This window comes from Polyangium spumosum, from assembly GCF_009649845.1.
Classification (GTDB): domain Bacteria; phylum Myxococcota_A; class Polyangia; order Polyangiales; family Polyangiaceae; genus Polyangium; species Polyangium spumosum.
On the sequence record NZ_WJIE01000001.1, the window covers coordinates 1,109,904 to 1,134,214 of the forward strand.

Here is a 24,311-nt window from a genome sequence, read left to right on the forward strand (position 1 = left end):
CGAACTTTCCTGGGCCAGATGTCCCAACAAGCGGGTCGCGTGGACCCTACTGCATCTTGAAGCGGAAGTTGTACGTGTAGCTCACCCGCGCGGGCTTGCCGTTGAACATGACCGGGGTCACGCGATGCCGCGCCAGACCGGCCAGCACCGACTCATTCAGGTGCGGCAGACCCTTGATGACGCTGCAACCCTCGAGCGCGCCGCTCTCGGTGATCGTGCAGCGCACGATCATCAGCCCCTCGACGCGAGCGGCGCGGGCCGCCTGCGTGTAGAAGGAGTTCACATTCGGCTGCGAGGGTCGGGTCATGCCCGCGCCGAAGGGGATCGTCACGTTCTGCGGCGGCGGCGGCGGCGGCGCAGGGTTGCCGAGCACCCCACCGACCACACCACCGACCACGCCACCGGGCACGCCGCCCGGCACGCCGCCAGGAACGCCGCCCTCTTCGCCTTCGCCCTCGTCGGGCTCTTCGGCGGGCGCGGGCTCCTCCGCCGGTTTCTCTTCCGGCTTGGGCTCCTCTTTCGTCTCGACGATCGTGTCCGGTTTTTTCACCGGCTTCGGTTTCTCGATCGGCTTGACTTTTTTCCCACCCGCGGGGGGTGGGGGAGGAGGAGGAGGCGGCGGCGGTGGCGGGGCTGCCGCCATGAACGTCACCTCCGGAAGATCCGTCTTCTTCTCCACCGGTCTCGTCGTGATGTACAGGACGAGGGCGAAGATGAGGGCGTGGACTACCACCGACAGCACGGCGCCCGTGCCGAGGCGGCTCTTGGGGATGTTGTCGCGGCCTAGAACCGAGTCGAACATGAGCCTCGAAGCCTGATAGTCGAAATCGTCTGCCGGCGCGAGCCAAAGACGACGCGGGCCCGCAGATATTGCGGTTGGGGGGCCAACGAATTCTAGAGAGATCACCCGGCCCGCGTCCAGGGTTGGGTTGGTTCGGGGCCTTCCCGGATCCGAACACCCCCCGCGCGGGGGTACCGCACCCGAAGGTCGGGCTGCGGGGGCATCACGCGCGCGAGGGCGCGTGTGCGTGAGTGAGATTGAGTCACGACGAGGACGCAGGTCTGTCGGGGCGCGCCTCACGGGTTTGGCCACGTCGACCACCTCGGCGCGCGTGACGAGCGGCGCCTCCGCGCGCTCCGGGGGTACGTCGGGGAACGCCGACAGGACGAGTTACCGGGAGGGTGTGTCCGGGCGTCCCTCAGAAAGAGTTACGGGAAGGCCGCAGAAAGTGTTGTTGACGGTCACGGAACATGAGTATAGTCGGCCGCCTTTTCGACACTTGGCCCACTTCTGGAGGGATGGAGGGCTCGTGATATTCAGAGACAGACTAGGCCTGTTGGCCACGATTGTGCCGTCAGTCGTCATGGTCGCCGGGTCGGCGTATGCAGCCGACGGCGTGATCACCGGCCAGGTGCGTAACGCGGCCACGAAGCAACCCGTTGCGGACGTCGTCATCACGGTGACGTCCCCCGCGCTGCAGGGTGAGCAGATCGTCGTGACGGATGGCGGAGGTAACTTCCGCATTCCGCAGTTGCCCCCTGGTGAGGGTTTTACCGTCCGCGCAGACAAGGAGCAGTACAAGCCCTTCTCGCGCGGCGGTATCAAGCTCACCAGCGGCTCGACGGTCCGCGTCAACCTGGAGCTTTTGCCCGAAAACATTCAGGCGGGTGAAGAGATCGTCGTCGTCGGCAAGCCGCCGGTGATCGACGTCGGCTCTTCGCGCGTCTCCGTGACGCTCGACAGCGAGTTCACGCGCCGCGTGGCCGTGAACCCCCCTGCCGCCAAGGGTGGCGCGACGCGCTCGTTCGAGAGCCTCGCTGCCGTCGCCCCTGGCGCGAATGCCGACGCGTACGGCGTGTCCGTCAACGGCACGTCGTCGCCCGAGAACGGCTTCATCATCGATGGCGTCTCCGCGAACGACCCGGCGTTCGGCATCCTCGCGGTGCCGCTCTCGGCGGAGTTCGTGAAGGAGGTCAACATCATCACGGCCGGCTACCTGCCGGAGTACGGCCGCAGCATCGGCGGCGTCATGGACGTCGTCACGAAGAGTGGTTCGAACGAGTTCCATGGCTCGGTCTTCGGCGCGATCACGCCGGGCGCGTTCGAGGGTCAGCGTACGCTGATTCCCCGCGCGGGGAGCACGGTCAACACGAATCCGTCGCTCGGCTCGGTTCGTGACTTCGGCTTCGAGATCGGCGGCCCGATCATGAAGGACAAGCTCTGGTTCTTCGCGGGCTTCAGCGTGGCGCTGCAGCGCTACAACCTTCAGCGCGTCCTCAGCCGCCTGAACCACACGTACGAGGACTCGGACGGCGACGGCGTGGCGGACACGGCGGTCCCGGTCATCGACTCGGCGACGGGCTTCCAGACGGCGACGCCGCTCCGGGGCATCGCGCCGCAGACGTACTACGCCGATCAGCAGACGATGCAGTACATCGGCAAGCTGACCTGGAACATCAACCAGGACCACAACGTCAGCATCACCGTGTTCGGCGCGCCGTCGACGTCGGGCGGCAACGGCACGTACGGCATGGATGCGCAGGACGGCGGCATTGCGGTCGGCAACCTGGTCGGCACGTACAACTCGCTCGCGCAGACGGTCGACGCGTTCAACAACAGCATCGTCATCAAGAGCTCGTCGGCGTTCGCGAACAAGAAGTTCCTCGTCGATGCGACCCTCGGCTGGGTCTACAACAGCATCGCGACGGGCGCCGCGGACGGTTCGAACGTCAACGACATCAACGACCCCACGAAGCTCGCGTACCAGCCGGGCATGAACTGGCGTCGCTCGAGCATCCCGGGGATCATGGGCCGCAACCCGCACCCGCTCACCGACTTCGAGACGCTCCCGGCCGACGCGCTCGCCGACTGCAACACGGGTGGCGCGCAGTTCGCGAACATCAACTGCCCCGTCAACACGTACCGCACCGGCGGTCCGGGCCTGATGAACATCGCCACGAGCAACCGTTACCAGGGCCGCGTGATCGCGACGGCGCTGCTCAACGCGCTCGGGCAACACGTCATCAAGGCCGGCGTGGACTTCGAGATCCTGAACTACACGAACACGAAGGGCTTCGGCGGCGGCGTGTTCTTCCGCGAGAGCACCAACGGCCAGTTCGTGGCGGACTTCCGCCGCTACGCGTTCCTCCAGGGGCCGGACGACGTCGTCAACCTCGACGTCTTCCAGGCGACCTCGACCTCGACGACGATCGGCGGCTTCCTGCAGGACTCGTGGAGCATCATGGACCGCGTCACGGTGAACCTCGGCGTTCGTTACGACGCGCAGATCGTGACGGGCAACGACGGCAACATCGGCGTCGCGCTGCCGAACCAGTGGTCGCCGCGTATCGGCGCGATCTGGGATCCGACCCGCGAGGGCCGGGCCAAGATCTCGGCGAACTTCGCGCGGTTCTACCAGGCGATCACGCTGAACATGGCCGATCGCACGTTCCCCGGCGAGCTCGGCGTTCAGAAGAACCGCTCGATGGGCATCCCGGGCTCGAGCCCGGCCCTCAACGGTGTCTGCAACCCGCTCGACCCCGTGCAGGCGCGCGGCCCCGAGTGCAACAGCGTGGACAACCTGACCACGCTGACGGGCGCCCTGCCGTACGAACCGAACATGAAGTACTTCACGACGGGCTCGGATCGCGTGCCTGTCGACCCCGATCTCAAGCCGCAGTCGTCGGACCAGTTCGTCCTCGCCGGCGAGTACGAGCTCATCACGGACGCACGCATCGGCGGCGCCTACACACGCCAGTGGCTGAACTACGCCGTCGAGGACATGAGCCGCGACGAGGCGTCGACGTACTTCATCGGAAACCCGGGGTACGGCATCGCGAAGGACTTCCCGAAGGCCACGCGCGACTACGACTCCTTCATGGTGTACTTCCAGAAGGCCTTCTCGAACCAGTGGCTCGCGCAGGTCAACTACACCGTGTCGTGGAACCGCGGTAACCTCGCGGGTCTGTTCCGGCCGGAGACGGGCCAGCTCGATCCGAACATCAACTCGGACTTCGACCTGATCTCGCTCCTGCCGAACCGGACGGGTGACCTGCCCGGCGATCGTCGCCACGTGATCAAGGTGTTCGGCGCCAAGGAGTTCCAGCTCCCGGCGAACGTCACGATCAACGTCGGCCTCGGCTACCTCGGCCGCAGCGGCGCCCCGCTGAACGTCCTCGGCTCCCACCCGCTCTACGGCGGCTCCGAGGTGTTCATCCTGCCCCGTGGCGCCGGCGGCCGTACGCCGTGGGTCCACAGCATCGACTCGAACGTCACGTTCGGCTACCGCTTCTCGAAGGACAGCACGCTGAGCGTGGGCGTCGACATCTTCAACCTGTTCAACTTCCAGCAGGCGACGGGCTTCGACCAGAACTACACCCTGGCCGACGTCCTGCCTGTCGCGGACGGGAGCACGGCGAACCTCTTCGGCAAGAAGGGCGAAGCGCCGACGGACACGAGCAAGAAGTTGCTCTACTCCGACGGCACCGAGTTCCAGGCGGGAGACATCAACCCCAACTGGCAAAACCCGACCGCTTATCAGACGCCGCGGCAGATCCGCATCAACGCGCGTGTGACCTTCTGATGGATGGACGGGAAAGGAAGCTCACCATGAAGCACCGAATCCAAAAAGTCCTGGTCGGCGCGATGGGGCTCGCCAGCGCGGCGTTCTTCGTGTTCGCCGGGGCCTCTTGCGAACAACCCACCATCCAGTGCGTCGTCGGCCACGGCCCGTTCTTCGCGAAGTACGAGCTCATCAGCGGCGACGCCAGCTGCTACAACGACGGCGCGCTCGGCGAGGACATCGGCATGTCGACGTTCCTCGCGCCGAACGAGGACCGCAGCCTCGCCGACTACGACGATCGCAGCATCGCGATCCAGTCGACCACCCTCGGTCAACTGGCGCGCGACCGCGAAGGCGCCGGCTTCACGTTCGGGGAGGACAAACCGTACGGCTTCGGCAAGTACTCGACGCGCCCGGACGCGAACAACATCTGCTACACGGGCGGCGCCAACGGCACGGCCACGGCCCTCTCGATGGCAGACATGAACATCGAGGAGTTCGACACGGGCGAAGTGGATGACATGGGCAACCCCGTCATCCTCCCCGCCATGCACTACCAGCAGGAGTGGCGGAACATCCGCACGTACGTGACGGCGGGCGTGCCCGGCACGCAGGCCGTCGGCGAAATGGTGTTCCGGAACGTGGATGCCGGCTGCGAAGCCTCGTACAAGTTCGTCGCGCTCTTCCCGTCCGTGTTCTGCGGCCGGGAAGTCGATACGGACGGCGACGGCGAGCCGGACGACTACGAGCCGGACAACGACGCCTGCTCGCCGGTGGCCGATCCGGCCAAGGGCCGCGTCTTCGGTTCGGGCATCAACCCGGACTTCGAGACGACCTGCGACCCGCAGCTCCTGCACTGCGTGCTCACGACCGACCCGCTCACGGGCCGGCCGTAACCGCTCCCTTCCCTCCCCTCCAGCAACCCATCACGAGCCACCCGCTGCGCAAAACGCGGCGGGTGGCCTTCGTGTGTTCTCAGCGCTTGGGCGCCGCGCCGAGGGCCTCGGCGAGGCGACGACGCGCGTCCATGAGCGCCGCTTCGTTCCGTTGCCCAGGGCCGAGCGCCTCGTGCCCCGCGACCTCCTCGCGGAGCGTCGCGATCTGCCCCGGCTTGTCGCCCATCTTGGCCTGCAGACCGGCGCGTTGCTTGAGGTACGCGAGCCGCCGCGGCCCGTACGAGAGCGCGACGGCGCGGCCGTTCGCCGCGAGCGCGGCCTCCATGCGCCCCATCCGAGCGAGCACACTCGAGAGGCGCGCCGGTGCGTCGTAGGACTTCGGCATCTCGCGCTCGCGTTGCTCGAGCATCCGCACGGCCTGCTCGTTGCGACCGAGGGCCATGTACGAGACTGCGCGGCCGTAATCGTAGGTCGCCGCGATCTCGGGCGTCTTCGCCTCGGCCGCGGCCTTCTCCATGAGCACGAGGCGCTTCTCGTGCGCCGCGCGCGCGCCCTCGGCGTCCCCGAGCTCGCTCTTCACGTCCGCGAGGATCGCGAGCGCGTCGGCGCGATCGTCGACCGTGGACTCGGGCGGCGGCGAAGCGACGAGCGCCTCGAGCCTCGCCATCGCCTTGCGACGCGCGAGCTCCTGCGTGGAGCTCTTCGCGAGCCGGCTCGCGCAGCTCAAGAGCACGGACGCGAAATCCGCCGGGGCCGCGGCGCCGCGGATCTCGTCGACGTGAGCCGCGCCGAAGCGCGCGCATCCATCCACGTCGCCGCTGCCCGCGAGCGCGGAGAGCTTCCCGGCGAGCGCGTCGTCGCGGCGAGGCCAGCGCGCATCGACCTTCGCGAAGAGCTCGTCGTAGAGCGCGAGCGCCTTGTGATGATCACCCGCCGCGCGCGCGGCGCTCGCTCGCGAGAGCGTGTAGAGCGGATCCGAGGGAGGCGCGGAGGCATCCAGCACGCGCACCGCGTCCTCGATGAAGCCGCGCATCTCGCGCACCGAAGCCGCGCCGGGCCAGTAGGCGACGACGTCACCCTTCGCGGGATCGATCATGAAAAACGTCGGCCAGAAGCTCATCTTGTAGCGCTCGAGGAACGCGGCGCTCGACGGGCGATCGGTGTCGAGCGCCGCGAAGATCACGCGATCGGCGAGCGGGCGGAGCGCGGGATCGACGAGCACGTAGTTCTTCATGCTGAGGCACGTGTGGCACCACGGGGCCCACGCATCGACGAAGAGGGCCTTCTTCTCGGCGCGCGCGCGCGCCATGGCGCCGTCGAGATCATCCTCGATGAAGACGAGCGGCGGAGCCGAGGTGTCCTTCCCGCCGGCGGCGCTCGAAGGCCCCGAGAGATCACTCGACGTCGCGGCGGCGCTCGTCGCGGCGGCGCCGTTCGTGGGGCCACCTTCGGTCGTGTTTGGCGTGTTGGGGGCGGGCGGAGGGGCTCCGCCGCATCCGGCGGCGAAGAGGAGCGCGGCGAGCAGGCGTCGAGGGCGGGCCATGGCGCCGAGTGTACCGCCGAGCAGGCGTGTTCGCCCGAACGAGAGCGCGCTCGCGTCGGCCCGGGGTTTGGGGCGCAGGACGCCGCAGGCGATCCGAAGCCCCAAGCGTCGAACGAGATTTGCGTTAGGGTGGACCGGCATGAGCGACCTCGAGGGGCGCTGCGGGAGCTGTGCGGCGTTCACGCGTCCGCGCGACGATACGCGGCTCGGGCGCGTGGGCGACTGCGCGCTCGAGGTGTACCCGCCGCCGGTGCGGCAGACGTCGACGTGCGCGCGGTATCGACCGAAGGGCGCCGCGGCCCCGCCGCCGGCGCCACGCGCGGCGGGTGAGCCACGGAGGGCGCGCTCTTCGGCGATCGAGCCGCGGCGACGCGAGGCAGACGCCACGCGGCCGACGATTTCGGGCCCGAGCTTGCCCAGGGAGATCGACATCGACATGGACATCGACGAGTTCAGGCGGGTCTTGCGCGAGGTGCTTTCGGAGGAGCTCGGCCTCGGCCGCTCGGAGATGGGGGCGCGCTGGCAAGGGGGCGAGCTCGTGCTCAAGCCCGGCAAGCCCGGCACGGCCGAGAAGCGCATCCCGCTCGACACCTTCTTTCACAAGGTCGTGATGGTCCGCGACAAACTGCGGCTGCTCGAGGCGAAGCTCAACGCGCACGAGGGGCTGCCCGACGCGGACAAGGTGCAGCTCCAGGCCTACATCACGGCTTGTTACGGCTCGCTCACGACGTTCAACGCGCTCTTCGCGGAACGCGAGGACTGGTTCGTCGGCGCGGGCAAGGACGACGCCTGACGCCCGCGGGCCGGCCGGGCCCGCGGATCACGAGGGGACCGATGAAACGCTTTGCTTGCTCGATCTCGTGTGTCTTGTTCCTCTTCACCGGCGCCTGCGGGGGCGAGGTGGACTCCGTGGACACGGCGCCCACCGGCGGGGGGAGCCCCTCGCCGAGCGGCCCGCTCGAGGCGCCCGTGCTCGAAGACGTGATCCCGACGTCGAAGGTGCTCCGCGTGCGCTGGAGCCTGGTCACGCCCTGCGAGGCGGTCGAGGGCGAGCGGCGCACCGACGCGGAGACGTTCGCGCTCGCCTTCACCGCGGAGGGCACGGACACCGATCACGTCGACGAGGGCGCGAACGAGGATCAGGCGTACACGTATCGCGTGCGTTGCCTGCGCGGCGAGGACGCGTCGGATTGGTCGAACACGCTCTCGGCGAACCCGTTCCTCGAGTGAATCCTTCGCGCTCTACGCGGCTTCGCCGCTCGCCGCGCGCTCCCGGGCGCGCTTGCGGGCGGAGGCGCGTGCCTTCGGGTGCGCCATGTCTCCGAGCGCGCGGCGAAGGGCCGCGGCCCAGAACGAGGCGAGCTCCTCGTCGTCCGTGAGGAAGACGTCCATCGGCCCGTGGTCGCTGTTGATCTCCACGGCCACGTGATCATCCCGCCGAGGCGTCGAGACGTCGCGGAGCTCCTCGAGCGCGATGGCCGCGCCGAGGCGACCTTCGGGCAGGAGGTCCACGGCCCCGGTGCGGCTCACCCACGGGGCGATGACGAACCGATCGCGGCCGACCCAGAAGAGCGGCGCCGAGGGCGCGTGGTACCGAGCGCCGAAGCGCGCGACGCTGACGAACGCGTACCCGGTCAACGTCACGAGGAGCGCGGCCGCGCCGAAACCGATCGTGAGGTTGCGATCGCCTGCGCGCAGGGCGCGCGCGGCCTGGATCCACAGGCCGAGCGCGAGGGCAAGCAGGATCGCGCCGAGGACGGTGTTGCGGCGGGTGGTTTGCCGCGGGCCGAGGCTCTCGTGGTCGCGCAGGACGAGGCGCTCGCCCTCGGGACGTAGCTCGAAGCGCGCGAGTTTGCCCGCGGGCAGCAGGGGCGCCTCGGGGCTCGGCTCGGGCTCCTGGGGCACGGCGAGCAAGCCCTCGGCGGCCTCGAGCGGCGCGGCGAAGGCGCGAGCGAGGGGCGCCGCGGCGCGAGCGACGCGGGCGCGGGCGCGGCCTTCGTCGAGATCGGCCGCGGCCGCGACGAGCAGGCGCCTCGGGACCTCGCCCGGCTCGGCCTGCTCGAGCTCGGCCCAGGCCACGGCGAGCGTGCGTTGGTTCGTGCACGAGGCGGCGTCACAGCAGGGACGTTTTTCCGACGTGACGACCAGCCGGACCACACGCGTGGTGCTCGGGCGCTGTCCTTCGGGGAGGCGGCAGGGGGCGATGCGGACGTCGGCGCCGCCGAGGGTGCCGCGGATCCAGACGGGCGCCTTGGGTTCGGGCCCGTGGCCGCTCGACGCGCCGTCGAGGGGCGGCGCTGCGCGGAGGAGGAAGGGGGCCGAGGGTGGGAGTCGCGTGAGGGCGGCGGCGACCGCGTCGGGGGCCGCGAGGGCGTCGAGGGCGGGCTCCGACGTCGCGGCGCCGAGGGCGGACAGCGCGCGCGACACGTCCGCATCGAGCTCCGTGCGAGGGCAGAGCGGCATGGCGGGCGAGCCATGCCAGGGATCCGGAGAGGCGTAAAGTGCTGGAATCGGTGACGTTCGGGGAGCCCGCTCAGCGCCGCCGGCGCCTGCGGCCGAGGGCGGCGAGCGCGAGGCCGAGGGCGATGAAGGCGCCGAGCTTGCCTCGTTTTCCTTCGACGGCGCAGCCGCAGCCGCCGGAGTCCTCGATCTGCGGGCCTTCGGGATCCTCCTCGTTCCAGGCGCCGGTCGCGCCTCCGCCGCCCACGCCGGCGCCGGCGCTCCCGGCGCACTCGATGGGGCACGAGTTCGCGCAGAGGTTGCAGATACAATTGGTGTACGCCTCGTAGGTCTCGACGCCGGCCGGGTACTGGTCCTTGCAGGCCGTGAGGCAGGAGTCGTATTCGGCTGCGGAGCCGGTGGGGCACTGGGCTTCGCAATTGTAGAGGCCGACGCAGGCGCCATTGCAACCCTGGGCGAGGGCGTTGCATTCGGTCTTGGCGGCGTTCGTGGTGCACGCGCCGCAGCTCGGGACGCCGGAGCCGGGCGGGTACAGGTTGCAGACGCCGTCGACGTCGTCCTGCTCGATGGTGGCCATTTCATTGCCGCCGGGGTAGTTCGGCAGCATGGTCGAGCCGGGGGCGTTCGTGTGGCCGAGGCCGAGGAAATGGCCCTGCTCGTGCGCGGCGATGGAGAGGGTATCGACGGGGCTGCCGCCCGAGCAATTGCCGCCGGGGTTGACGGCGGAGTCGTACCAGCAGAAGCCGACGTTGTTGAACACGATATCGGCGTCGTAGATGATCTGGTTGCCCTCTCCGTCCTGGGACCATACCGGGAGCGTCACGCCGATGACCGCGTCCACGGGGCCGAGATCGGAGGGCCACGGGTCGGGCTTGTTGACCCACATCAGGACGTTTTTGTTGTCGTTCGCGTTCCAGGTGCCGTCGGGGAGGTCCCCGAGCAGCTCCGTCGAGAAATCGGTGCATTCGGGGGTCGACCAGACGCCGAACCCGTCGACGAGCCGCTGCTTCGCGGTCGAGGCGATCTCGGGCGGGAACGTGGCCTCGTTGACGTAGTATTTGACCGGGAGCAGGCCCCAGACCGGATAAGGCGGGCCTTCGAGGCCCGTCCAGGCGCGCGCCTCGGTCGGCGCGGAGAGGATCCCAAAGGACGCCGCGAATGCAGCGAGGAGGGCGGTTTTTCGGAGGGTGACCATTTCACTTCCCTCCAGCGAGGCGGACGACGTCCGTCATGAGGGACTCGACCGGCTCGGGCCGCTCGACGTGCCCCGAGGGCTCGAGCTTGCCGCCGTTGTAACGGGCGAGCTCGAGCCCATCGAGCATGCGCCTCGCCATTCCTTTGTCGTCCACGTGGTAGACGGAGAGCGCGAGCGCCGTGAAATACACTTTTCCTTTCTCGTCGCGACGCAGGAATACCACGGCGTCCTCGCCGGGCTTGAGCGCCGCGTCACCGAGGACCTTCTGCGTCTTGCCGCGGTACGTCCCGCCGCGCTGCTGGACCACGACGCGGCCGTCGGCTTTGCCCTTGAGGAGCTGCACCACGTCGAGCTCGGTGCGGGTCACGAGGGCCCGTCCGTCCTCGGATTCGGTCGTGACGGCCTTCCCGACGCGCACGCGGACCACGAGATCCGAGCGTTTTACGAGCTCTTCGCGCGAGAGGAAGAGCATGGTGGTCGCGTCCGCCGCGGCGCTCACGCCGAGCAGGACGATGGCCGCGAGCACGGCCAATAACTTTCTGAAGCTCATGAGGTGCCTCCTCGATCCGGGCCGCTTCGGCCTTTCGATCCACCATGCCAAGCGCCGACCGGCGTGTAAAGCGACCCCTACCCGACCGCATCCACGTCCAGCGACGACCCAATTTTGATTGCCTGCTGGAAGCCAGGCGGCCCACGCGCCCCCGGCGCGGAAGAAAATGGTGGCGTTTCGATCCCCGCAGGCTACCCCGGGCGTGTACCTTCGGGCACCTCAGGAGTCATCCATGGAACGAGCTTCGTTGCGATCGTTCGGCCTCGCCTCGCTCTTCGTCTTGGGCACCGCGATGGCCGCTTGCGGGACGGATACCACGGGACTGTTTGCCTCCGGCGGGCAAGGGAGCGGCGCCTCGGGCGGAGCAGGGCCGGGCGGCGGCGGTCAAGGCGGCGCGGGCCAAGGCGGCGCAGGCCAAGGCGGCGCGGGCAACAACGGCGGCGCAGGCCAAGGCGGCGCGGGCAACAACGGCGGCGCAGGCCAAGGCGGCGCGGGGCCGAGCTCTTCGAGCGCGTCGAGCAGCAGCGCGTCGAGCAGCAGCGCGCAGAGCTCGTCGTCGGGGATGATGCCTCCGCCCGTCATGGTCGCGTGTGGAGCCGTGACCTGTCCGGTGGAGAACGAGGGCGCCTGCTGCTGGCACGACGCGCAGAGCCAGGGCGAATGCGTGAACGGCCCGGAAAACAACGACGGCTGCAACACGAGCTCCTCCGGTCGCGAGACGCGCATCGAATGCCAGCTCCCCCAGGACTGCCCCGCCGGCACCGTCTGCTGCGCCGACCTCAATCAGTCCCAAGGCGGCAACTGGTATTCCCTCACCCGCTGCGCGGACACGTGCACGTACGGCCCCCAGCGCGTCGTCTGCGACCCGCAGGCCCCCGACTCGGACTGCCCCGTGGTCCAGACCCAGAACGGGCCCGTCCAGACGAACTGCGAGCCGAGCACGATCCTCCCGGACGGCTACCAGATCTGCCGCCTCTGAACCGGCCCACGGTACGGGCCGACGCGCTCCGGAGTATGGAAACATCGCACATGCCGGAACGTGCGCTGTCATGCACGTCAGGCAAGAGGCTCCCGCGTCGGCCCCCCCGCGCGCGTGTTCACGGGACAAACCCGCGACGCTCGCGCCGTGCGACGAACGGGGATATCCTAGGACGCGGCGGCGACCGGTGGACCACGGAGCCTCGCGGACGCCGCCATCTCGAGGAGCCCAGGAACGAGCCATGCAGAGTGGAAAGAGCTTGCGCTTGATGCCCGACCCGGCAGGCATCTCCGGCGATCCCGCTGCGGTGATCCCTCTGCTGGAGGAGATCGAAGCGCTGCCCGAGAGCGCCACCGGCGCGCTCGTCTTTGGCGCCCCGACGCAGGGCACGGTGCTCGTCGAGAACGGTCGGATCTGCTGGGCCGCGGCCTCCGGCATGGAGCGGCGCCTCGCGGAGCTGCTCCGAGCCTACGCCGACGAACCCCCGGAGTCGAAGCGGATCGAGGACGTCTACAAGCGCTGCAAGCGCGACTCGATACCTGTCTTCCGGGCCCTCGTGGACAGCGGTCTCGTGTCGATGGACGGGCTGAAAGAGGTGATCCGGCAGCACACGTCGGAGGCGCTGATCGCCCTCACGCGCGAGCCTCTGCGGGAGGCGCCGAGCTGGGCGCCGCACAAGCATCAGGGCTACGACGCGAAGTTCACGTTCGACCCGTGCGAGCTCATCGTCAGCGTGGGCGGCGTCTTCCACCCGGACCTCTCCGGCCGCGCGCGGCTCGACTTCGACGGGCTCCTCCGGTCGGGCGTGTACGCGGTGTCCTACGCGCGCGCCCCGGGCGCGAACACGCCCGTGCCGATCTACCGATCCCCCGGCGCCTACTTCACGCTGCGCCAGGTGATGTCGCTCGGGCGATGGGCGTTCTCCGCGCTCGACGTGTGCAACACCTACAGCGCACGCGCGAGGATCGCCGCGACGCTCGTCGAGCCGGGCGAGTATCTCGTGGCCTGGCATTCGCGCGGCGTGGTGAGCGTGGCGCAGTGCGAGGACTCGATGAGCTTCGCGTTCATCGTGGGCAAACGCGCGCGCGCAGGTTCTTGACGCGCAACTTTCCGACGCCCTTCACGGCGCAGCGTCGAGCTCGAGCTCGAGCTCGCTCGGGGTGGGTCGCTGGGGCAGCGGGACCGCGACACGCACGCCGTCGTGCACCGGGACGACGACCGGCAAGGGCGCGCGTTGCGCAGGCGTCTCCCCCTCGGCGAGGGTGCGCGCAGCGACGACGCGCTGCGGCGACAACGAGCCGTTGAAGAGACAAACCTCGAGCGCGCCTCCCGAAGGCGCGAAGTCACACGCGATGACCGGTCGCGCGGCGCGCGTGATCCGCGCGAGGACCTTCTCCTCGTCGGGGGTCGACGGGCCGAGCGAGGTGAGGACGTCGAGGGCGCGCGGATCGCGGTGATAAGCGAGCATCTTGGCCGCGTGGATCCGAACGACGCGCTGGCGCGCGCGCGAGAGCTCGAAGAAGGCGTCCGGAGTCGCAGGCTCGCGTCCCGCCTCGAGGAGGCCGAGGCGCGGCGGATCGATGCGCATCTCGGTGCCCGGCGCCTTGACGTTCCACTTGATCGCGCGGCCCGGGTAGAGCGGCCTGCCCCAGTAGAGCCCACGCTCGGTGACGCCGACGCGGCGGTTCTGTCCGTCGCGGCGGGCGAACGTGACGAGGACGCTGACGTCGGGCAGACGCGTCGCGCCGTTGTTCACGACCGAGAGGTCGAAGTCGTACCCGCGCCGCTCCGAGGGGACCACGCGGCCCGAGCCATCCTCCGGCCGCGACGCGAGCAAGACCTCGAGCACGGGGAGGCCGTCGTTCCAGAGCGGCGAGGCCGCGCGCGCGCACACGCAACGCGGGAGGCGAGATTCGCCGGGTGAAACGTCCGCGGGCGAAGGAGCGCGGATCGCAGCGCCGAGGCCCGGGACGAGGAGGGGCACGTGGGGCGCGAGGGCCGAGGGCTCAGGCGGCTTGCCGTAACGCTGGAAGAACGAGATGCCGAGCACGGAGAGGGCGGCCACGAGCGCGACGAGCAGCGGCGCGCGCGCCCACGCAGGGAGCGAGGCCTCGGGGACGGGCGGCGGCGGCGGCGGCGGCGCGAAAGGCGCGGTGGCGACGGGGACGAAGCCGAGGCGCTGGCAAAGCGCGACTTCGAAGGCGTCGGCGAGGCGATCGGAGCCAGGGCCGCCCCAGGTGGCGAAGCGCAGGATCTCACGAAGGAGGAGCCAGAGCGAGGCCGCGACGACGAGGCCCACCGCGAGCCGACCGACGAGGCCACTCACGAGCGAAGCCGGCGAAGCGAGCGCCGCGAGGAGGCCAAGCGGCGCGGGCAGGATCACGACGGAGAGCGCCGCGCGCCTACGCGCCTCGTACGCGCGAGCGAGGGCCTCGCGAGGATCGTAGGTGAAGCGCGCGAGCGTGAAGCGCGTGTAAGGCGAGGCGATCGAGGGATCGAGCGCGAGGCAGAGGGCGCGGCCGCGTCGAACGAGCCCACGCACGGCCGTGTACGGCACGCGCATCTCGACGGACTCCGCCACGCTGCCCGGCACGAAGCCGCTACGAAAGCCGGCCGCGCGCACGAGCTCGATCTCGAGGACGTCGGGCAGGAGCGTGAGGCGGACGGCGCCCACCGCGTTCGCTCCCTCGGCCGCGAGGGCCAAGGCTCCGACGGTGAAGGTGCCCGCCACGTGGTCAAACCTCCGCCGCGAGAGGGATGTCGGAGGTGGGGCGTTCGAAGAGCGCGCGCAGGACGCGGCCCGTCGCGGTCGCGCGACGCGCCACGACCTCGGGAGATCCTTCGGCCACGACACGACCGCCGCCCTTGCCGCCCTCGGGCCCGAGCTCGATCACGTGATCGGCGGCGGCGATGACCGCAGGGTGGTGCTCGATGATCAGGAGCGAGTGACCACGCTGGACGAGGCGATCGAGCACGTTCACGAGGCGCGCGACGTCGGAGAGGTGCAGCCCCGTGGTGGGCTCGTCGAGGACGTAGAGCGTGGGCTTGGCGCGCGTGCCGCTGCAGAGCTCGTCGGCCAGCTTGAGGCGCTGCGCCTCGCCGCCCGAGAGCGTGTGCGAGCCCTGGCCGAGCCGGAGGTACCCGACGCCGAGATCACACATCGTCGCGAGGGGCTCCCGGATCTTCGGGTGCGCAGCGAAGAGCTCGGCCGCCTCTTCAGCCGTACGGAGCAGGACATCGCCGATCGACATACCGAGGTAACGCACGTCGAGCGTGGCAGGCTCGAAGCGCGTCCCGCCACAAGCCTCGCAGGTCGTGACGACGTCGGGCAAGAACGACATCTCGTGCGAGATGACGCCCTGCCCTTCACAAACCTCGCAGCGACCGCCCTTGGCGGTGTTGAAGGAGAAACGCGCGGGGTCGTAGCCGCGCATCTTCGCGTCGGGGGTCGCCGCGAAGAGCTTGCGAACCTCGTCCCAGACGCCGAGGAAGGTGGCGGGGATGGACCGAGGCGTGCGGCCGATGGGGGATTGATCCACGGCGACGGCGCGCGCGAGCGCGGGCGGCACGTGGAGCGCGTCGTGCGGACCGGGATCGGGACCCGCGAGGCCGAGGGCGCGTCGCACGGCGGGGTAGAGGACGTGACGGACGAGCGTGCTCTTGCCGGAGCCGGAGACGCCAGCGACGACGGTCATACGCCCGAGGGGCACGCGCAGCGCGTCGACGCGGAGGTTGTGGGCGCGCGCGCCCTCGATCACGAGCTGCTCGTCAGCAGGGCCGAGCCGCGCGCGGGCCGAGGCGAGCGCGCGCTCGCCGGAGAGGGCCTTCGCGGTGGGTGAGCTCGGCTTGCGCAGCACCTCGGAAGGAGCACCCTGGGCCACGATCCTGCCGCCGTTGCGGCCGCCGGAGGGGCCGAGATCGATGAGGTAGTCGGCCGCGCGGATGGTGTCCGCGTCGTGCTCGACCATGAGGACGGTGCTGCCCATGTTCGCGAGCTTGCGGAGGTTGTCGAGGAGCCGGTGGGTGTCGCGCGGATGCAGGCCGATCGTGGGCTCGTCGAGCACGTAGAGCGCGCCGGTGAGCCCGCTGCCGAGCTGCGCGGCGAGGCGGAGCCTCTGCATCTCGCCGCCGGAGAGGGTGGCCGCGCGGCGATCGAGCGCGAGATACCCGAGTCCGACCTCCTCGACGAACGCGAGGCGCCGCGCGAGCTCCCGATGCGGAGCCTCCGCGACGAGCGCGCGATCTCCGTCGAAGCGGAGCGACTTCGCCCACCGCACGGCCTCCGACACGGAGCGCGCCGTGGCCTCGTGATACCGATCGCCCGCGAGGCGCACCGAGCGTGGGACCGGCGCGAGGCGAGAGCCGCCGCACGCCGTGCACGGCTCGCTCGAGGACGCGGAGACGTCGGCCCCCTCGCTCCCGCCGAGCACGCCCGTCCCCTCGCAGTCCTCGCAGCGGCCTTGCTTCGTGTTGAAGGAGAACCAGCGCGGATCGAGCTCGGGGACGCCGACGCCGCAACGAGGACAGGTGCGCGTGGTGGAGAGGAGCTCCTCCTGGCCACGCGTGTTCAGGAGCTTGACCGAGCCCTTGCCGAAGGTGAGCGCGCGGTCGAAGGTGGCGCGATCGAGGGCGTCGAGCTTGCCTTCGTACATCACGAGATCGATCGAGTGCTCGCGCCGCTTGGCGAGGCGCGGCGGATCATCGGTGCTCGCGCGCGCGCCGTCGACGATCGCCTCCGTGATGCCCGCGCGCGCCGCCGCCGTGAAGACGTCGAGGTACGTGCCCTTGCGCGCGACGACCGCGGGCGCGAGCAAGGTGCGCGCGCCGCGCGTGGCGACGAGCGCGCGATACACCTCGTCGGGCGCGCGCGCGGTGATGGGGACGTCGCAGGTGGGGCAGTGCGGCTCGCCCACCTTGGCGAAGAGGAGCCGCAGGTAGTGCGCGATCTCGGTGACGGTCGCGACCGTGGAGTTCGACCCCGATCGCGTCGTGCGCTGCTCGAGCGCGATCGCGGGGGGCACGCCCGTGACGCGGTCGACGTCGGGGCGCGGCATCGAGGGGAGGAACTGACGCGCGTACGGGGTGAGCGTCTCCAGGAAGCGCCGCTGTCCCTCGGCGAAGACGACGTCGAACGCGAGCGTGCTCTTGCCCGATCCGCTCGGGCCCGTGACGACGACGATCTGGCCGTGCGGGATCGAGGTGCAGACCTCCGCGAGGTTGTGCTCACGCGCGTGGACGATCTCGATCGCGGAAGGCGCGGGCGGGTAGGACGATCGACGCGCCCCATCGCCGTTTGCCTTGCTCTTTTTGCGCGAGGACGAGGGCGGAGACGATGCTCTGGCGAGGTGCGCCGCGAGCGCTCGCCCCGTGCGCGTGTCCGTCTGCGCGACCGCCTCGGGCGTGCCCTCGGCGACGATCTGCCCGCCCTCGCTGCCCGCCCCCGGGCCGAGATCCACGACCCAGTCGGAGGCTGCGATCACGTCGAGATCGTGATCCACGACGATGACGCTCCCGCCGCCGCGCACGAGGTCACGCAGGGCCTGGTTGAGCAGGAGCACCTCCTCGGCGTGCAGGCCCGCGCTCGGCTCGTCGAGCAAGAAGAGCCCACCCGCCGTTCGTTCGCCGAGCGCGCGCGCGAGCTTGAGCCGCTGCGCCTCGCCGCCGGAGAGCGTCGAGAGCGGCTGGCCAAGCGCGAGGTACCCGAGGCCGAGGCGCGCGAGCGGGCCGAGCGCGCGCACGATCGCGGGCTCCCGCGCGAAGACCTCGAGCGCCTCGTCGATGGAGAGCGCGAGGACGTCAGCCACGGAGCGGCCGTCCACCTTCACCTCGAGCACCTCGTCGCGGAAGCGTCGGCCTTGACAAACCGGGCAGGTGAGCGAGACGTCGGCGAGGAACTGCATCTCGATCGTCTCGGCGCCCTCCCCCGCGCACGACTCGCAGCGACCGAGCGCGACGTTGAACGAGAAATGCCCCGCCGTGAGCTGTCGCGCGGCCGCCTCGGGCTGCGCGGCGAACTTCTGGCGGATGCGGTTCCACGCGCCCGTGTACGTCGCGGGGTTGCCACGCGAGGTGCGCCCGAGCGGCGCTTGATCGACGAGCGTGACGACCTTGATCCCGCTCGTACCTTCGATCTTCTTGTGGACCCCCGCGGGCTCGATGTCCTTGTAGCCGCGGGCCCGCGCGAGGGAGCGGTAGAGCACGTCCTCCACGAGCGTGCTCTTGCCGGAGCCGCTCGCGCCCGTCACGCACACGACCTGCCCGAGCGGCAGGCGCACGCTGACGCCTCGCAGGTTGTTCGCGCGCGCCCCCACGATGGAGATCGATCCACGCGGCGCGGGTCGCTCGTCCGCCGCGGCGACGCTCGCCGCGCCTCGCGCGAGGGCGCGCCCCGTCGGCAGATCGGTCCGCCTCGCGAGCTCCGGCGGCGCGCCGTCGAACACCACGCGCCCGCCTTGCTTGCCCGCGCCGGGCCCGAGCTCGACGACGCGATCCGCGGCGCGGATCACGAGCGGCTCGTGCTCGATGACGACCACCACGTTGCCGCGCGCCGAGAGCTCGCGCATCGCCTCGATGAGCGGCGGGATGTCGCTCGGGTGCAGCCCCACCGTCGGCTCGTCGAGCACGAAGAGCGCGCCCGTGAGCGACGTCCCGAGCGCGCCCGTCAACGTGACGCGTTGCGCTTCGCCGCCCGAGAGCGTACGCGCTTGCCGATCGAGCGTCAGGTACCCGAGGCCCACGCGCTCGAGGTACGAGAGCCGCTGCTCGAGCTCCTTCCGCGCGATCTCGCCCTGCCCCGTCGTCGCCTCGAGCCGCGAGAGCAGCGCCCGCGCCTCGCGCAGCTCGAGGCCGTGCCAGCTCGCGAGATCGAGCCCGCCGACGCGGTAGAGCAGCGACTCGGGCGAGAGGCGCTTGCCGTCGCAGGTGCCGCACGGATCGTAGGACCGGTAGCGCGCGAGCAGCACGCGCACGTGCATCTTGTACGTGCGCGTCTCCATCCACTTGAACCACGCGCGCACGCCGGGGTACTTGCCGCCGTGGAAGCTCCCCTCGCCGTCGAGCACCTGTTCGCGCTGCGCCTCAGTGAGCTCCTTCCACGGCACGTCGAGCGGGACGCCCTTCTTCTCGCAGAACTTGCGCAGGACCTTGCGCTCCCACGACGTGCTCGACCCGGTCCACGGTCGGATCGCGCCGCCCTCGAGGGTCTTGTCCTCGTCGGGGACGACCTTGCCCCAGTCGATACCGATCGTCCTGCCAAACCCGCGGCACGACGGGCACGCGCCGAGGGGCGACTGGTACGAGAACAGGCCTGGCCGCGCGGCGTCGAAGCTCCGCGCGCACGACGGGCACGCGAGCCCTCGCGGCACGAGCACGCGCCGGCCAGCCCCGTCCGTGCCCGATCCACCGACGTAAAGGGCGACGCCTCCCTCGGCCCGTTGCCACGCCTCCTCGATCGCGGAGCCGAGGCGCCGCGCGTCGCGCGTGCCGATCTTCACGCGGTCGACGATCACCTCGACGCCGCCGCCCGAGCCCAGCGCGTCACCCGGACCGACCTCGTCGATGTCGCGCACCTCGCCGCGCACGAGCAGCCGCCGGTAGCCCGCTTCGAGCAGCGTCTCGCGCACGTCGAGCAGCTCCTCCGTGCCGGCCACGGGGACGCGGTACGTGACGAGCGCGGTCGCCCCGCCGTGGCTCTCGACGGCCTTCGACGCAGCCGTCACCGCATCGACGCGGGCCGCCGGGATCTGGCACGTGGGGCACACGGGCGTGGCCTCGCGGGCGAACAGGGCCGACAGATACGGCTCGAGGTCGGCCATCGTGGCCACCGTGGAGCGCGAGCTCTTCACGGGGGCGCGGCGATCGACGGCCACGCCCGCGGCGACCGGATCGAGCTCGTCGATGGGCGGCCGCTCGAGCCGCTCCAGGAACTGCCGAGCGTAGGGGCTGAAGCTCTCGACGAAGCGACGTTGCCCCTCGGAGTAGAGCGTATCGAGCGCGAGGGAGGACTTTCCGGCCCCGGAGACGCCCGTGAAGCAGACGAGCTGCCCGGGCACGAGCTCGAGGTCGACGCCCTTCAGGTTGTGGGTCCGCGCGCCGCGGATGCGGATCGGTTGCATGTCTTCGCTCTCGGCGGTGAGGGGTGGAGGCGATGAAGCTCGGACAAGGGCGCGGGCGTACTAGCACGGCGCGCGGGTTTGTCTCGGAACGGATGCTCGTCGGGCTATGGACGCACGACGCGCGGCGCGCTAGCCCTACGCGGGCGCCTGCCTGGAGAGCGGATCTTCGGGCGGCGCGAGGCCGTAGCGACAGCGACCGAGGGTGTCAACCACGTGAGCGGGAAAGAAGCGAGCGACGAGAAGCTCATCGTCCGAAACCGGAGGGCCGGGTTCGAGTACGAGCTCGGCGAGCGCTTCGAAGCAGGCCTCGTGCTCATCGGCAGCGAGGTCAAGATGCTGCGTGATGGAAAGGCCGACCTCTCCGACGCGTGGTGCTCGATCACCAACGGCGAGGCCTTCCTCCACGGCATGCTCGTCCCGGAGATGCCGGGCGCCGCGTTCGGGCACGTCGCGAAGCGGCCGCGCAAGCTCCTCCTGCACGGCGCGGAGATCGATCAGATCCGCAAGGCCGTGGAGCGCGAGGGCATGACGGTCGCCGCCACGCGGCTCTATTTCAAGAAGGGACGCGCGAAGGTCGAGCTCGCCCTGGCGAAGGGCAAGAAGCAGGCGGACAAACGCGAGACGGTCAAGCAACGCGAGGCCGAGCGAGAAGCCCGCGCCGCGATGGGGCGGGGCCGCAGGGCGGAGTGAGCATGCCCCACATGAGGCTCCAGAAGGGTGGTTCGGCCGATCTCGTGGCCCTCGACGGCGATCGGGTGAGCCTTCGATCCACCGAGGCGTTCGCGCCCGGCGCTCCGCTCGCGGGCAACCTCGAGACGAGCTCGCTCGTGCGCGTGAAGGTGCACCGCTGCCGGCGACAAGGCGACGCGTTCCTGGTCGAAGGCCGCCTCGTCGATGCGACGCGACGCCTTCGCGAGGAGCTCTCCGCGCTGCTCGCCCCCTCGGGGGACGACGGCTCGAACGAACCCGCGTCATGAGCTCCCCGGCAGCACACCTTCCTCCGCGAGCGAGGTGTACCCGGCCGTTGGGCCGACGATCAGGCAGTCGACGAGCTTGATCCCCGCCGCGAGGGCGGCGCGGTGGACACGCAACACGAAACGTAGATCGTCGGGCGTCGTGACGAGGCTGCCGCTCGGATGGTTGTGCGCGAGGATGACGTGTTTCACCTGGAGCCGGGAGGCCCCGCGCACGACCGCGGTGGTGTCGATTTCCCCGCGGTGAACGTCGCCTCGCGCCACGCGCCACGCGCCACGAAGCACGCCTGCGTCATCGAGGCCGGCCGCCCAGATCTCCTGGACGAACATGCCGCCGATGTGCAGGCGGAACCATCGCGCGAGCGGAGCGACCCCGACGATCGGGCCCGCGGGACGCGACTCGAGCACCAGGCTGCGTCGCCCGAGCTCGCAGGCGACGGCGATACGCTCCGCCTCCTCCCGGGAGACGCGAGTGAGCTCCACGATGTCGTTGACGCCGAAACGCGCGAGCCGGGCCAGAGAGCCTGCGCGCGCCAAGATCCCCGCCGCACGATCCTCGGTGCAACCGAGCACGGCGGCGAGCAAGGCGGCGTCCGAGAAGGCGCCGGTGTCCACGTGCGGCGCAGCCTCTTTCGGGGCGCTCGGTCCGAGCTCGGGCGCGGGCGGCAGGCGAGCGTTCTTCCGCCCTGGGGCGCGCGGAGGTCGCCAGCGCATGGGCTCCATGCCCGCGGGGTGTACGCTGAGGTACCGAAGCTTCGCGACCTCTTCCTTGACCGAATATGTCGCCATTCTTCCTGGTCCGGAGTGCCGTGCGTCGACCGCGGTAGGTATCCCAGACCCATGAACAAATGTAAAGCCCTCTGGCGACCGCAGGCGAACCGAGCCGAGCTCTGGAGCGGGATGCGCTGCTGCTGACGCGGCTGGCGGCATTGCCGGATCCGGTGCAGCCTCCTAGGCTGCCAGGACATGAAGATCGCGTCGCGCCCCCGGGTGATCATCCGCCGCTGTCCCACCTACGACGTCGAGCAGATCCGACGCATCGTTCGTGAGGGGCTCGAGGAGCTGGATTTGCGGCCGCATGGCCGCACGCTCGTCAAGCCGAACTGCGTGGCGTCGGGGCCGTCCTTTCCGCATGCGTATACGCGGCCGGAGTTCCTGGAGGGCGTGCTTCGCGCCTTGCAGGACCGGGACGACGGCCGCGTCCGGGAGCTCGCCTTGGGCGAGCGCTGCGGCATCACGCTCCCCACGCGCACGACGTTCGAGGGCGCCGAGTACTACCCGATGCTCAAGCGCACGGGCGTGAAGCACTACCACTTCGAGGAGGAGCCGCAGGTCGAGATCCGGCTGAAACACGAGAAGCGGCTGCGCGACTACGTGTTCACGCCGGAGCCCGTCGCGAAGGCCGACTTCTTCGTCAACTGCCCCAAGTTCAAGAGCCACCCCTGGACCACCGTGACGTTCTCCATGAAGAACTACATCGGCATCCAGGACGATCGGCATCGCCTCATCGATCACGACCACCGGCTCGACGAGAAGATCGCGGACCTGCAGTACATCGTTCAGCCGCAGTTCATCGCGATCGACGCCATCGTGGCCGGCGAGGGCCGGATGCTCACGCCCATCCCGCGCAAGCTCGGGCTCGTCATCATGGGCAACTCGCAGGCCGCGTTCGACGCCCTCTGCTGCCACATCATCGGGGTCGATCCGTACACGGTCGATCACCTCCGCCTCGCCTCCGAGCGCGGGTTCGGCTCGCTCGATCTCGGCTCGATGGACATCAGCGGCGACGTGACGCTCGAGGAGGCGCAGGCGCTGGCCAGGGGCTTCAAGGTCGGCCTCGTCCGCGTCGAGAAATACTTCGAGGGCTCGCACATCACCGCGTACGCCGGCCCGCCGCCGGAGCCCGAGCGGACCGACTACTGCTGGGGCGGTTGCCCGGGCGCGATGGAGGAGGCCATCGAGATCCTGCGGCTCTACGACGAGCAGTGCGACGAGAAGATGCCGCGTATGCACATCGTGTTCGGCGCCTACGACGGCCCGATCGACGCGGCGCCGGGTGAACGTGTCGTGTTCATCGGCGACTGCGCGAAGTGGTCGGGCAAGCTGCACGGCCGCCTCGTGAACGTCGAGAGCCTCTACAAGGACCGCGCGCAGAAGGACCCGTACCACGCCAAGCACGACGACATCTTCGCGAAGATGGTCCACGTGATGCGCAAGTTCGCGACCAGCGATCCGAGCGAGCCGCTGCGCCTCGAGGGCTGCCCCGTCAGCGTGGCCGAGCAGGTGCTCACGCTCGTCGAGCTCGGCAAGACGAAGAACCCCTACCTGTCGCCCTCGGAGGCCGTGCGCTTCAGCAAGGGTTACCTCGGCTGGCAGGGCAAGGCGCTCATGAAGCGCATCTCGGGCAAGCCGTACCAGATCCACGGCCCCTGCGAGCGCGGAGAGGCCGCGCCCGAGATCACGGCGCCGCCGGCTCCGGACGCAGAGTAATCTCGAACAGCACCTCGACCTCGTCGCGAACCCGAAACGCGCCGAGCGGCCCCTTCACCTCACGAAGGCCGAGCCGCTTCATCGAGAGCTCGACGCGGCCGGAGACACGCGTACGTCCCGCGTCCTCGGTCACGCGCAACGCGACCGGCAAGGTCGAACGACCGCTCGACACCTCGACCGTGACCTCCGCGCGATCACGCGACACGCTCGCCGCGCGCACGCGAACCTCCCTCGTCCCCGGGAACACCTCCTCGCGGATCTTCCGCTCGATGTCCGACCGATCCGAGGTCGAGAGCGCGGACGTGTCGACGCGCTCTCCATGCAAGGTCCCCACGACCGAGAGCGCCGAGACCGGCACGACGAGCTCGCCCACGTACCTCTCGCCGTCGAGCGTGGCGCGACCGGAGAGCTCGGTGGCCACAAGCTCGAGATCGTGCGCCAAGCGCGCCAGCACCCCGCTCGCGCGGGTCCGGACGAAGAGCTTCGATGACGAGCGCTCGACGACCAGCGCGGCGCCGGGCATGACCTGTCCACTCATGAATGCGCCT

General features: G+C 70.1%; 18 protein-coding genes. 9 read left to right on the forward strand and 9 right to left on the reverse strand.

The genetic code is table 11. The features are described 5' to 3' along the window. Window positions 1-46 precede the first annotated feature (46 nt). A complete protein-coding gene (locus GF068_RS04700) occupies window positions 47-802 on the reverse strand; it encodes an energy transducer TonB (RefSeq protein WP_153818045.1) in 756 nt (251 codons plus the stop codon). Between the two features lie 562 nt (window positions 803-1,364). On the opposite strand from GF068_RS04700, the gene GF068_RS04705 reads away from it, so the two are divergent. Continuing rightward, window positions 1,365-4,583 carry a TonB-dependent receptor gene (locus tag GF068_RS04705; protein ID WP_153818046.1) on the forward strand — a complete coding sequence of 1,073 codons (3,219 nt, stop codon included), beginning with the start codon at window positions 1,365-1,367 and terminating at the stop codon, window positions 4,581-4,583. Between the two features lie 26 nt (window positions 4,584-4,609). Next, window positions 4,610-5,458: a hypothetical protein gene (locus GF068_RS04710; RefSeq protein WP_153818047.1), complete on the forward strand. Its 849-nt coding sequence runs from the start codon at window positions 4,610-4,612 to the stop codon at window positions 5,456-5,458. A gap of 79 nt (window positions 5,459-5,537) precedes the next feature. Here GF068_RS04710 and GF068_RS04715 read toward each other — a convergent pair whose 3' ends face one another. Beyond that, entirely contained in the window at window positions 5,538-7,001 is a 1,464-nt protein-coding gene (locus GF068_RS04715; RefSeq protein WP_170319304.1) for a thioredoxin family protein, read from the reverse strand. 139 nt (window positions 7,002-7,140) lie between these two features. Between GF068_RS04715 and GF068_RS04720 the strand changes: the two genes are divergently transcribed. Together GF068_RS04720 and GF068_RS04725 are read left to right on the forward strand one after the other, a co-directional pair. Beyond that, window positions 7,141-7,794 carry a hypothetical protein gene (locus tag GF068_RS04720; protein ID WP_153818049.1) on the forward strand — a complete coding sequence of 218 codons (654 nt, stop codon included), beginning with the start codon at window positions 7,141-7,143 and terminating at the stop codon, window positions 7,792-7,794. A gap of 41 nt (window positions 7,795-7,835) precedes the next feature. Continuing rightward, on the forward strand, window positions 7,836-8,231 hold the full coding sequence (locus GF068_RS04725; RefSeq protein ID WP_153818050.1) for a hypothetical protein: 396 nt from the start codon (window positions 7,836-7,838) through the stop codon (window positions 8,229-8,231). Window positions 8,232-8,243: 12 nt separating this feature from the next. On the opposite strand, the gene GF068_RS04730 is transcribed toward GF068_RS04725, so the two are convergent. The 3 genes from GF068_RS04730 to GF068_RS04740 all read right to left on the reverse strand — a co-directional run bounded on the left by GF068_RS04730 (window position 8,244) and on the right by GF068_RS04740 (window position 11,206). Then, window positions 8,244-9,464, reverse strand: coding sequence for a hypothetical protein (locus GF068_RS04730; RefSeq protein ID WP_153818051.1), 1,221 nt, complete (start codon window positions 9,462-9,464; stop codon window positions 8,244-8,246). A 70-nt stretch (window positions 9,465-9,534) separates the two neighbouring features. Continuing rightward, entirely contained in the window at window positions 9,535-10,656 is a 1,122-nt protein-coding gene (locus GF068_RS44815) for a matrixin family metalloprotease (RefSeq protein ID WP_153818052.1), read from the reverse strand. A 1-nt stretch (window position 10,657) separates the two neighbouring features. Then, complete coding sequence (locus GF068_RS04740) at window positions 10,658-11,206, reverse strand: hypothetical protein (protein WP_153818053.1); 549 nt, start codon at window positions 11,204-11,206, stop codon at window positions 10,658-10,660. Between the two features lie 232 nt (window positions 11,207-11,438). On the opposite strand from GF068_RS04740, the gene GF068_RS04745 reads away from it, so the two are divergent. Both GF068_RS04745 and GF068_RS04750 read left to right on the forward strand, forming a co-directional pair. Then, a complete protein-coding gene (locus GF068_RS04745) occupies window positions 11,439-12,185 on the forward strand; it encodes a hypothetical protein (protein ID WP_153818054.1) in 747 nt (248 codons plus the stop codon). 241 nt (window positions 12,186-12,426) lie between these two features. Next, window positions 12,427-13,284, forward strand: coding sequence for a hypothetical protein (locus GF068_RS04750; RefSeq protein WP_153818055.1), 858 nt, complete (start codon window positions 12,427-12,429; stop codon window positions 13,282-13,284). Between the two features lie 21 nt (window positions 13,285-13,305). Here the strand turns inward: GF068_RS04750 and GF068_RS04755 are convergent, their stop codons facing one another. Both GF068_RS04755 and uvrA read right to left on the reverse strand, forming a co-directional pair. Further along, a complete protein-coding gene (locus tag GF068_RS04755) occupies window positions 13,306-14,916 on the reverse strand; it encodes a hypothetical protein (protein WP_153818056.1) in 1,611 nt (536 codons plus the stop codon). A gap of 4 nt (window positions 14,917-14,920) precedes the next feature. Next, window positions 14,921-20,299 carry an excinuclease ABC subunit UvrA gene (uvrA, locus tag GF068_RS04760; protein ID WP_153818057.1) on the reverse strand — a complete coding sequence of 1,793 codons (5,379 nt, stop codon included), beginning with the start codon at window positions 20,297-20,299 and terminating at the stop codon, window positions 14,921-14,923. Window positions 20,300-20,512: 213 nt separating this feature from the next. Between uvrA and smpB the strand changes: the two genes are divergently transcribed. Together smpB and GF068_RS04770 are read left to right on the forward strand one after the other, a co-directional pair. Then, on the forward strand, window positions 20,513-20,989 hold the full coding sequence (gene smpB / locus GF068_RS04765; protein WP_338046221.1) for an SsrA-binding protein SmpB: 477 nt from the start codon (window positions 20,513-20,515) through the stop codon (window positions 20,987-20,989). An 11-nt stretch (window positions 20,990-21,000) separates the two neighbouring features. Continuing rightward, on the forward strand, window positions 21,001-21,276 hold the full coding sequence (locus GF068_RS04770) for a hypothetical protein (protein WP_240806593.1): 276 nt from the start codon (window positions 21,001-21,003) through the stop codon (window positions 21,274-21,276). Here GF068_RS04770 and GF068_RS04775 read toward each other — a convergent pair. Next, window positions 21,271-22,062, reverse strand: a complete 792-nt coding sequence (locus tag GF068_RS04775) for a JAB domain-containing protein (RefSeq protein ID WP_170319305.1) — start codon at window positions 22,060-22,062, stop codon at window positions 21,271-21,273. The two genes, GF068_RS04770 and GF068_RS04775, sit on opposite strands and share 6 nt — an antisense overlap. Before the next feature lie 177 nt (window positions 22,063-22,239). Here GF068_RS04775 and GF068_RS04780 point away from each other — a divergent pair, with 177 nt between their 5' ends. Beyond that, complete coding sequence (locus GF068_RS04780; protein WP_153818060.1) at window positions 22,240-23,763, forward strand: DUF362 domain-containing protein; 1,524 nt, start codon at window positions 22,240-22,242, stop codon at window positions 23,761-23,763. Here the strand turns inward: GF068_RS04780 and GF068_RS04785 are convergent. Beyond that, window positions 23,732-24,301, reverse strand: a complete 570-nt coding sequence (locus tag GF068_RS04785) for a hypothetical protein (RefSeq protein WP_240806594.1) — start codon at window positions 24,299-24,301, stop codon at window positions 23,732-23,734. The two genes, GF068_RS04780 and GF068_RS04785, sit on opposite strands and share 32 nt — an antisense overlap. Window positions 24,302-24,311: the final 10 nt, after the last annotated feature.

What these genes read in the sequence shown, in the direction of transcription:
- GF068_RS04700 (WP_153818045.1), bottom strand. Translation starts at nt 802, where the DNA reads ATGTTCGACTCGGTTCTAGGCCGCGACAACATCCCCAAGAGCCGCCTC.
- GF068_RS04705 (WP_153818046.1), top strand. Translation starts at nt 1,365, where the DNA reads ATGGTCGCCGGGTCGGCGTATGCAGCCGACGGCGTGATCACCGGCCAG.
- GF068_RS04710 (WP_153818047.1), top strand. Translation starts at nt 4,610, where the DNA reads ATGAAGCACCGAATCCAAAAAGTCCTGGTCGGCGCGATGGGGCTCGCC.
- GF068_RS04715 (WP_170319304.1), bottom strand. Translation starts at nt 7,001, where the DNA reads ATGGCCCGCCCTCGACGCCTGCTCGCCGCGCTCCTCTTCGCCGCCGGA.
- GF068_RS04720 (WP_153818049.1), top strand. Translation starts at nt 7,141, where the DNA reads ATGAGCGACCTCGAGGGGCGCTGCGGGAGCTGTGCGGCGTTCACGCGT.
- GF068_RS04725 (WP_153818050.1), top strand. Translation starts at nt 7,836, where the DNA reads ATGAAACGCTTTGCTTGCTCGATCTCGTGTGTCTTGTTCCTCTTCACC.
- GF068_RS04730 (WP_153818051.1), bottom strand. Translation starts at nt 9,464, where the DNA reads ATGCCGCTCTGCCCTCGCACGGAGCTCGATGCGGACGTGTCGCGCGCG.
- GF068_RS44815 (WP_153818052.1), bottom strand. Translation starts at nt 10,656, where the DNA reads ATGGTCACCCTCCGAAAAACCGCCCTCCTCGCTGCATTCGCGGCGTCC.
- GF068_RS04740 (WP_153818053.1), bottom strand. Translation starts at nt 11,206, where the DNA reads ATGAGCTTCAGAAAGTTATTGGCCGTGCTCGCGGCCATCGTCCTGCTC.
- GF068_RS04745 (WP_153818054.1), top strand. Translation starts at nt 11,439, where the DNA reads ATGGAACGAGCTTCGTTGCGATCGTTCGGCCTCGCCTCGCTCTTCGTC.
- GF068_RS04750 (WP_153818055.1), top strand. Translation starts at nt 12,427, where the DNA reads ATGCAGAGTGGAAAGAGCTTGCGCTTGATGCCCGACCCGGCAGGCATC.
- uvrA (WP_153818057.1), bottom strand. Translation starts at nt 20,299, where the DNA reads ATGCAACCGATCCGCATCCGCGGCGCGCGGACCCACAACCTGAAGGGC.
- GF068_RS04770 (WP_240806593.1), top strand. Translation starts at nt 21,001, where the DNA reads ATGAGGCTCCAGAAGGGTGGTTCGGCCGATCTCGTGGCCCTCGACGGC.
- GF068_RS04775 (WP_170319305.1), bottom strand. Translation starts at nt 22,062, where the DNA reads ATGGCGACATATTCGGTCAAGGAAGAGGTCGCGAAGCTTCGGTACCTC.
- GF068_RS04780 (WP_153818060.1), top strand. Translation starts at nt 22,240, where the DNA reads ATGAAGATCGCGTCGCGCCCCCGGGTGATCATCCGCCGCTGTCCCACC.
- GF068_RS04785 (WP_240806594.1), bottom strand. Translation starts at nt 24,301, where the DNA reads ATGAGTGGACAGGTCATGCCCGGCGCCGCGCTGGTCGTCGAGCGCTCG.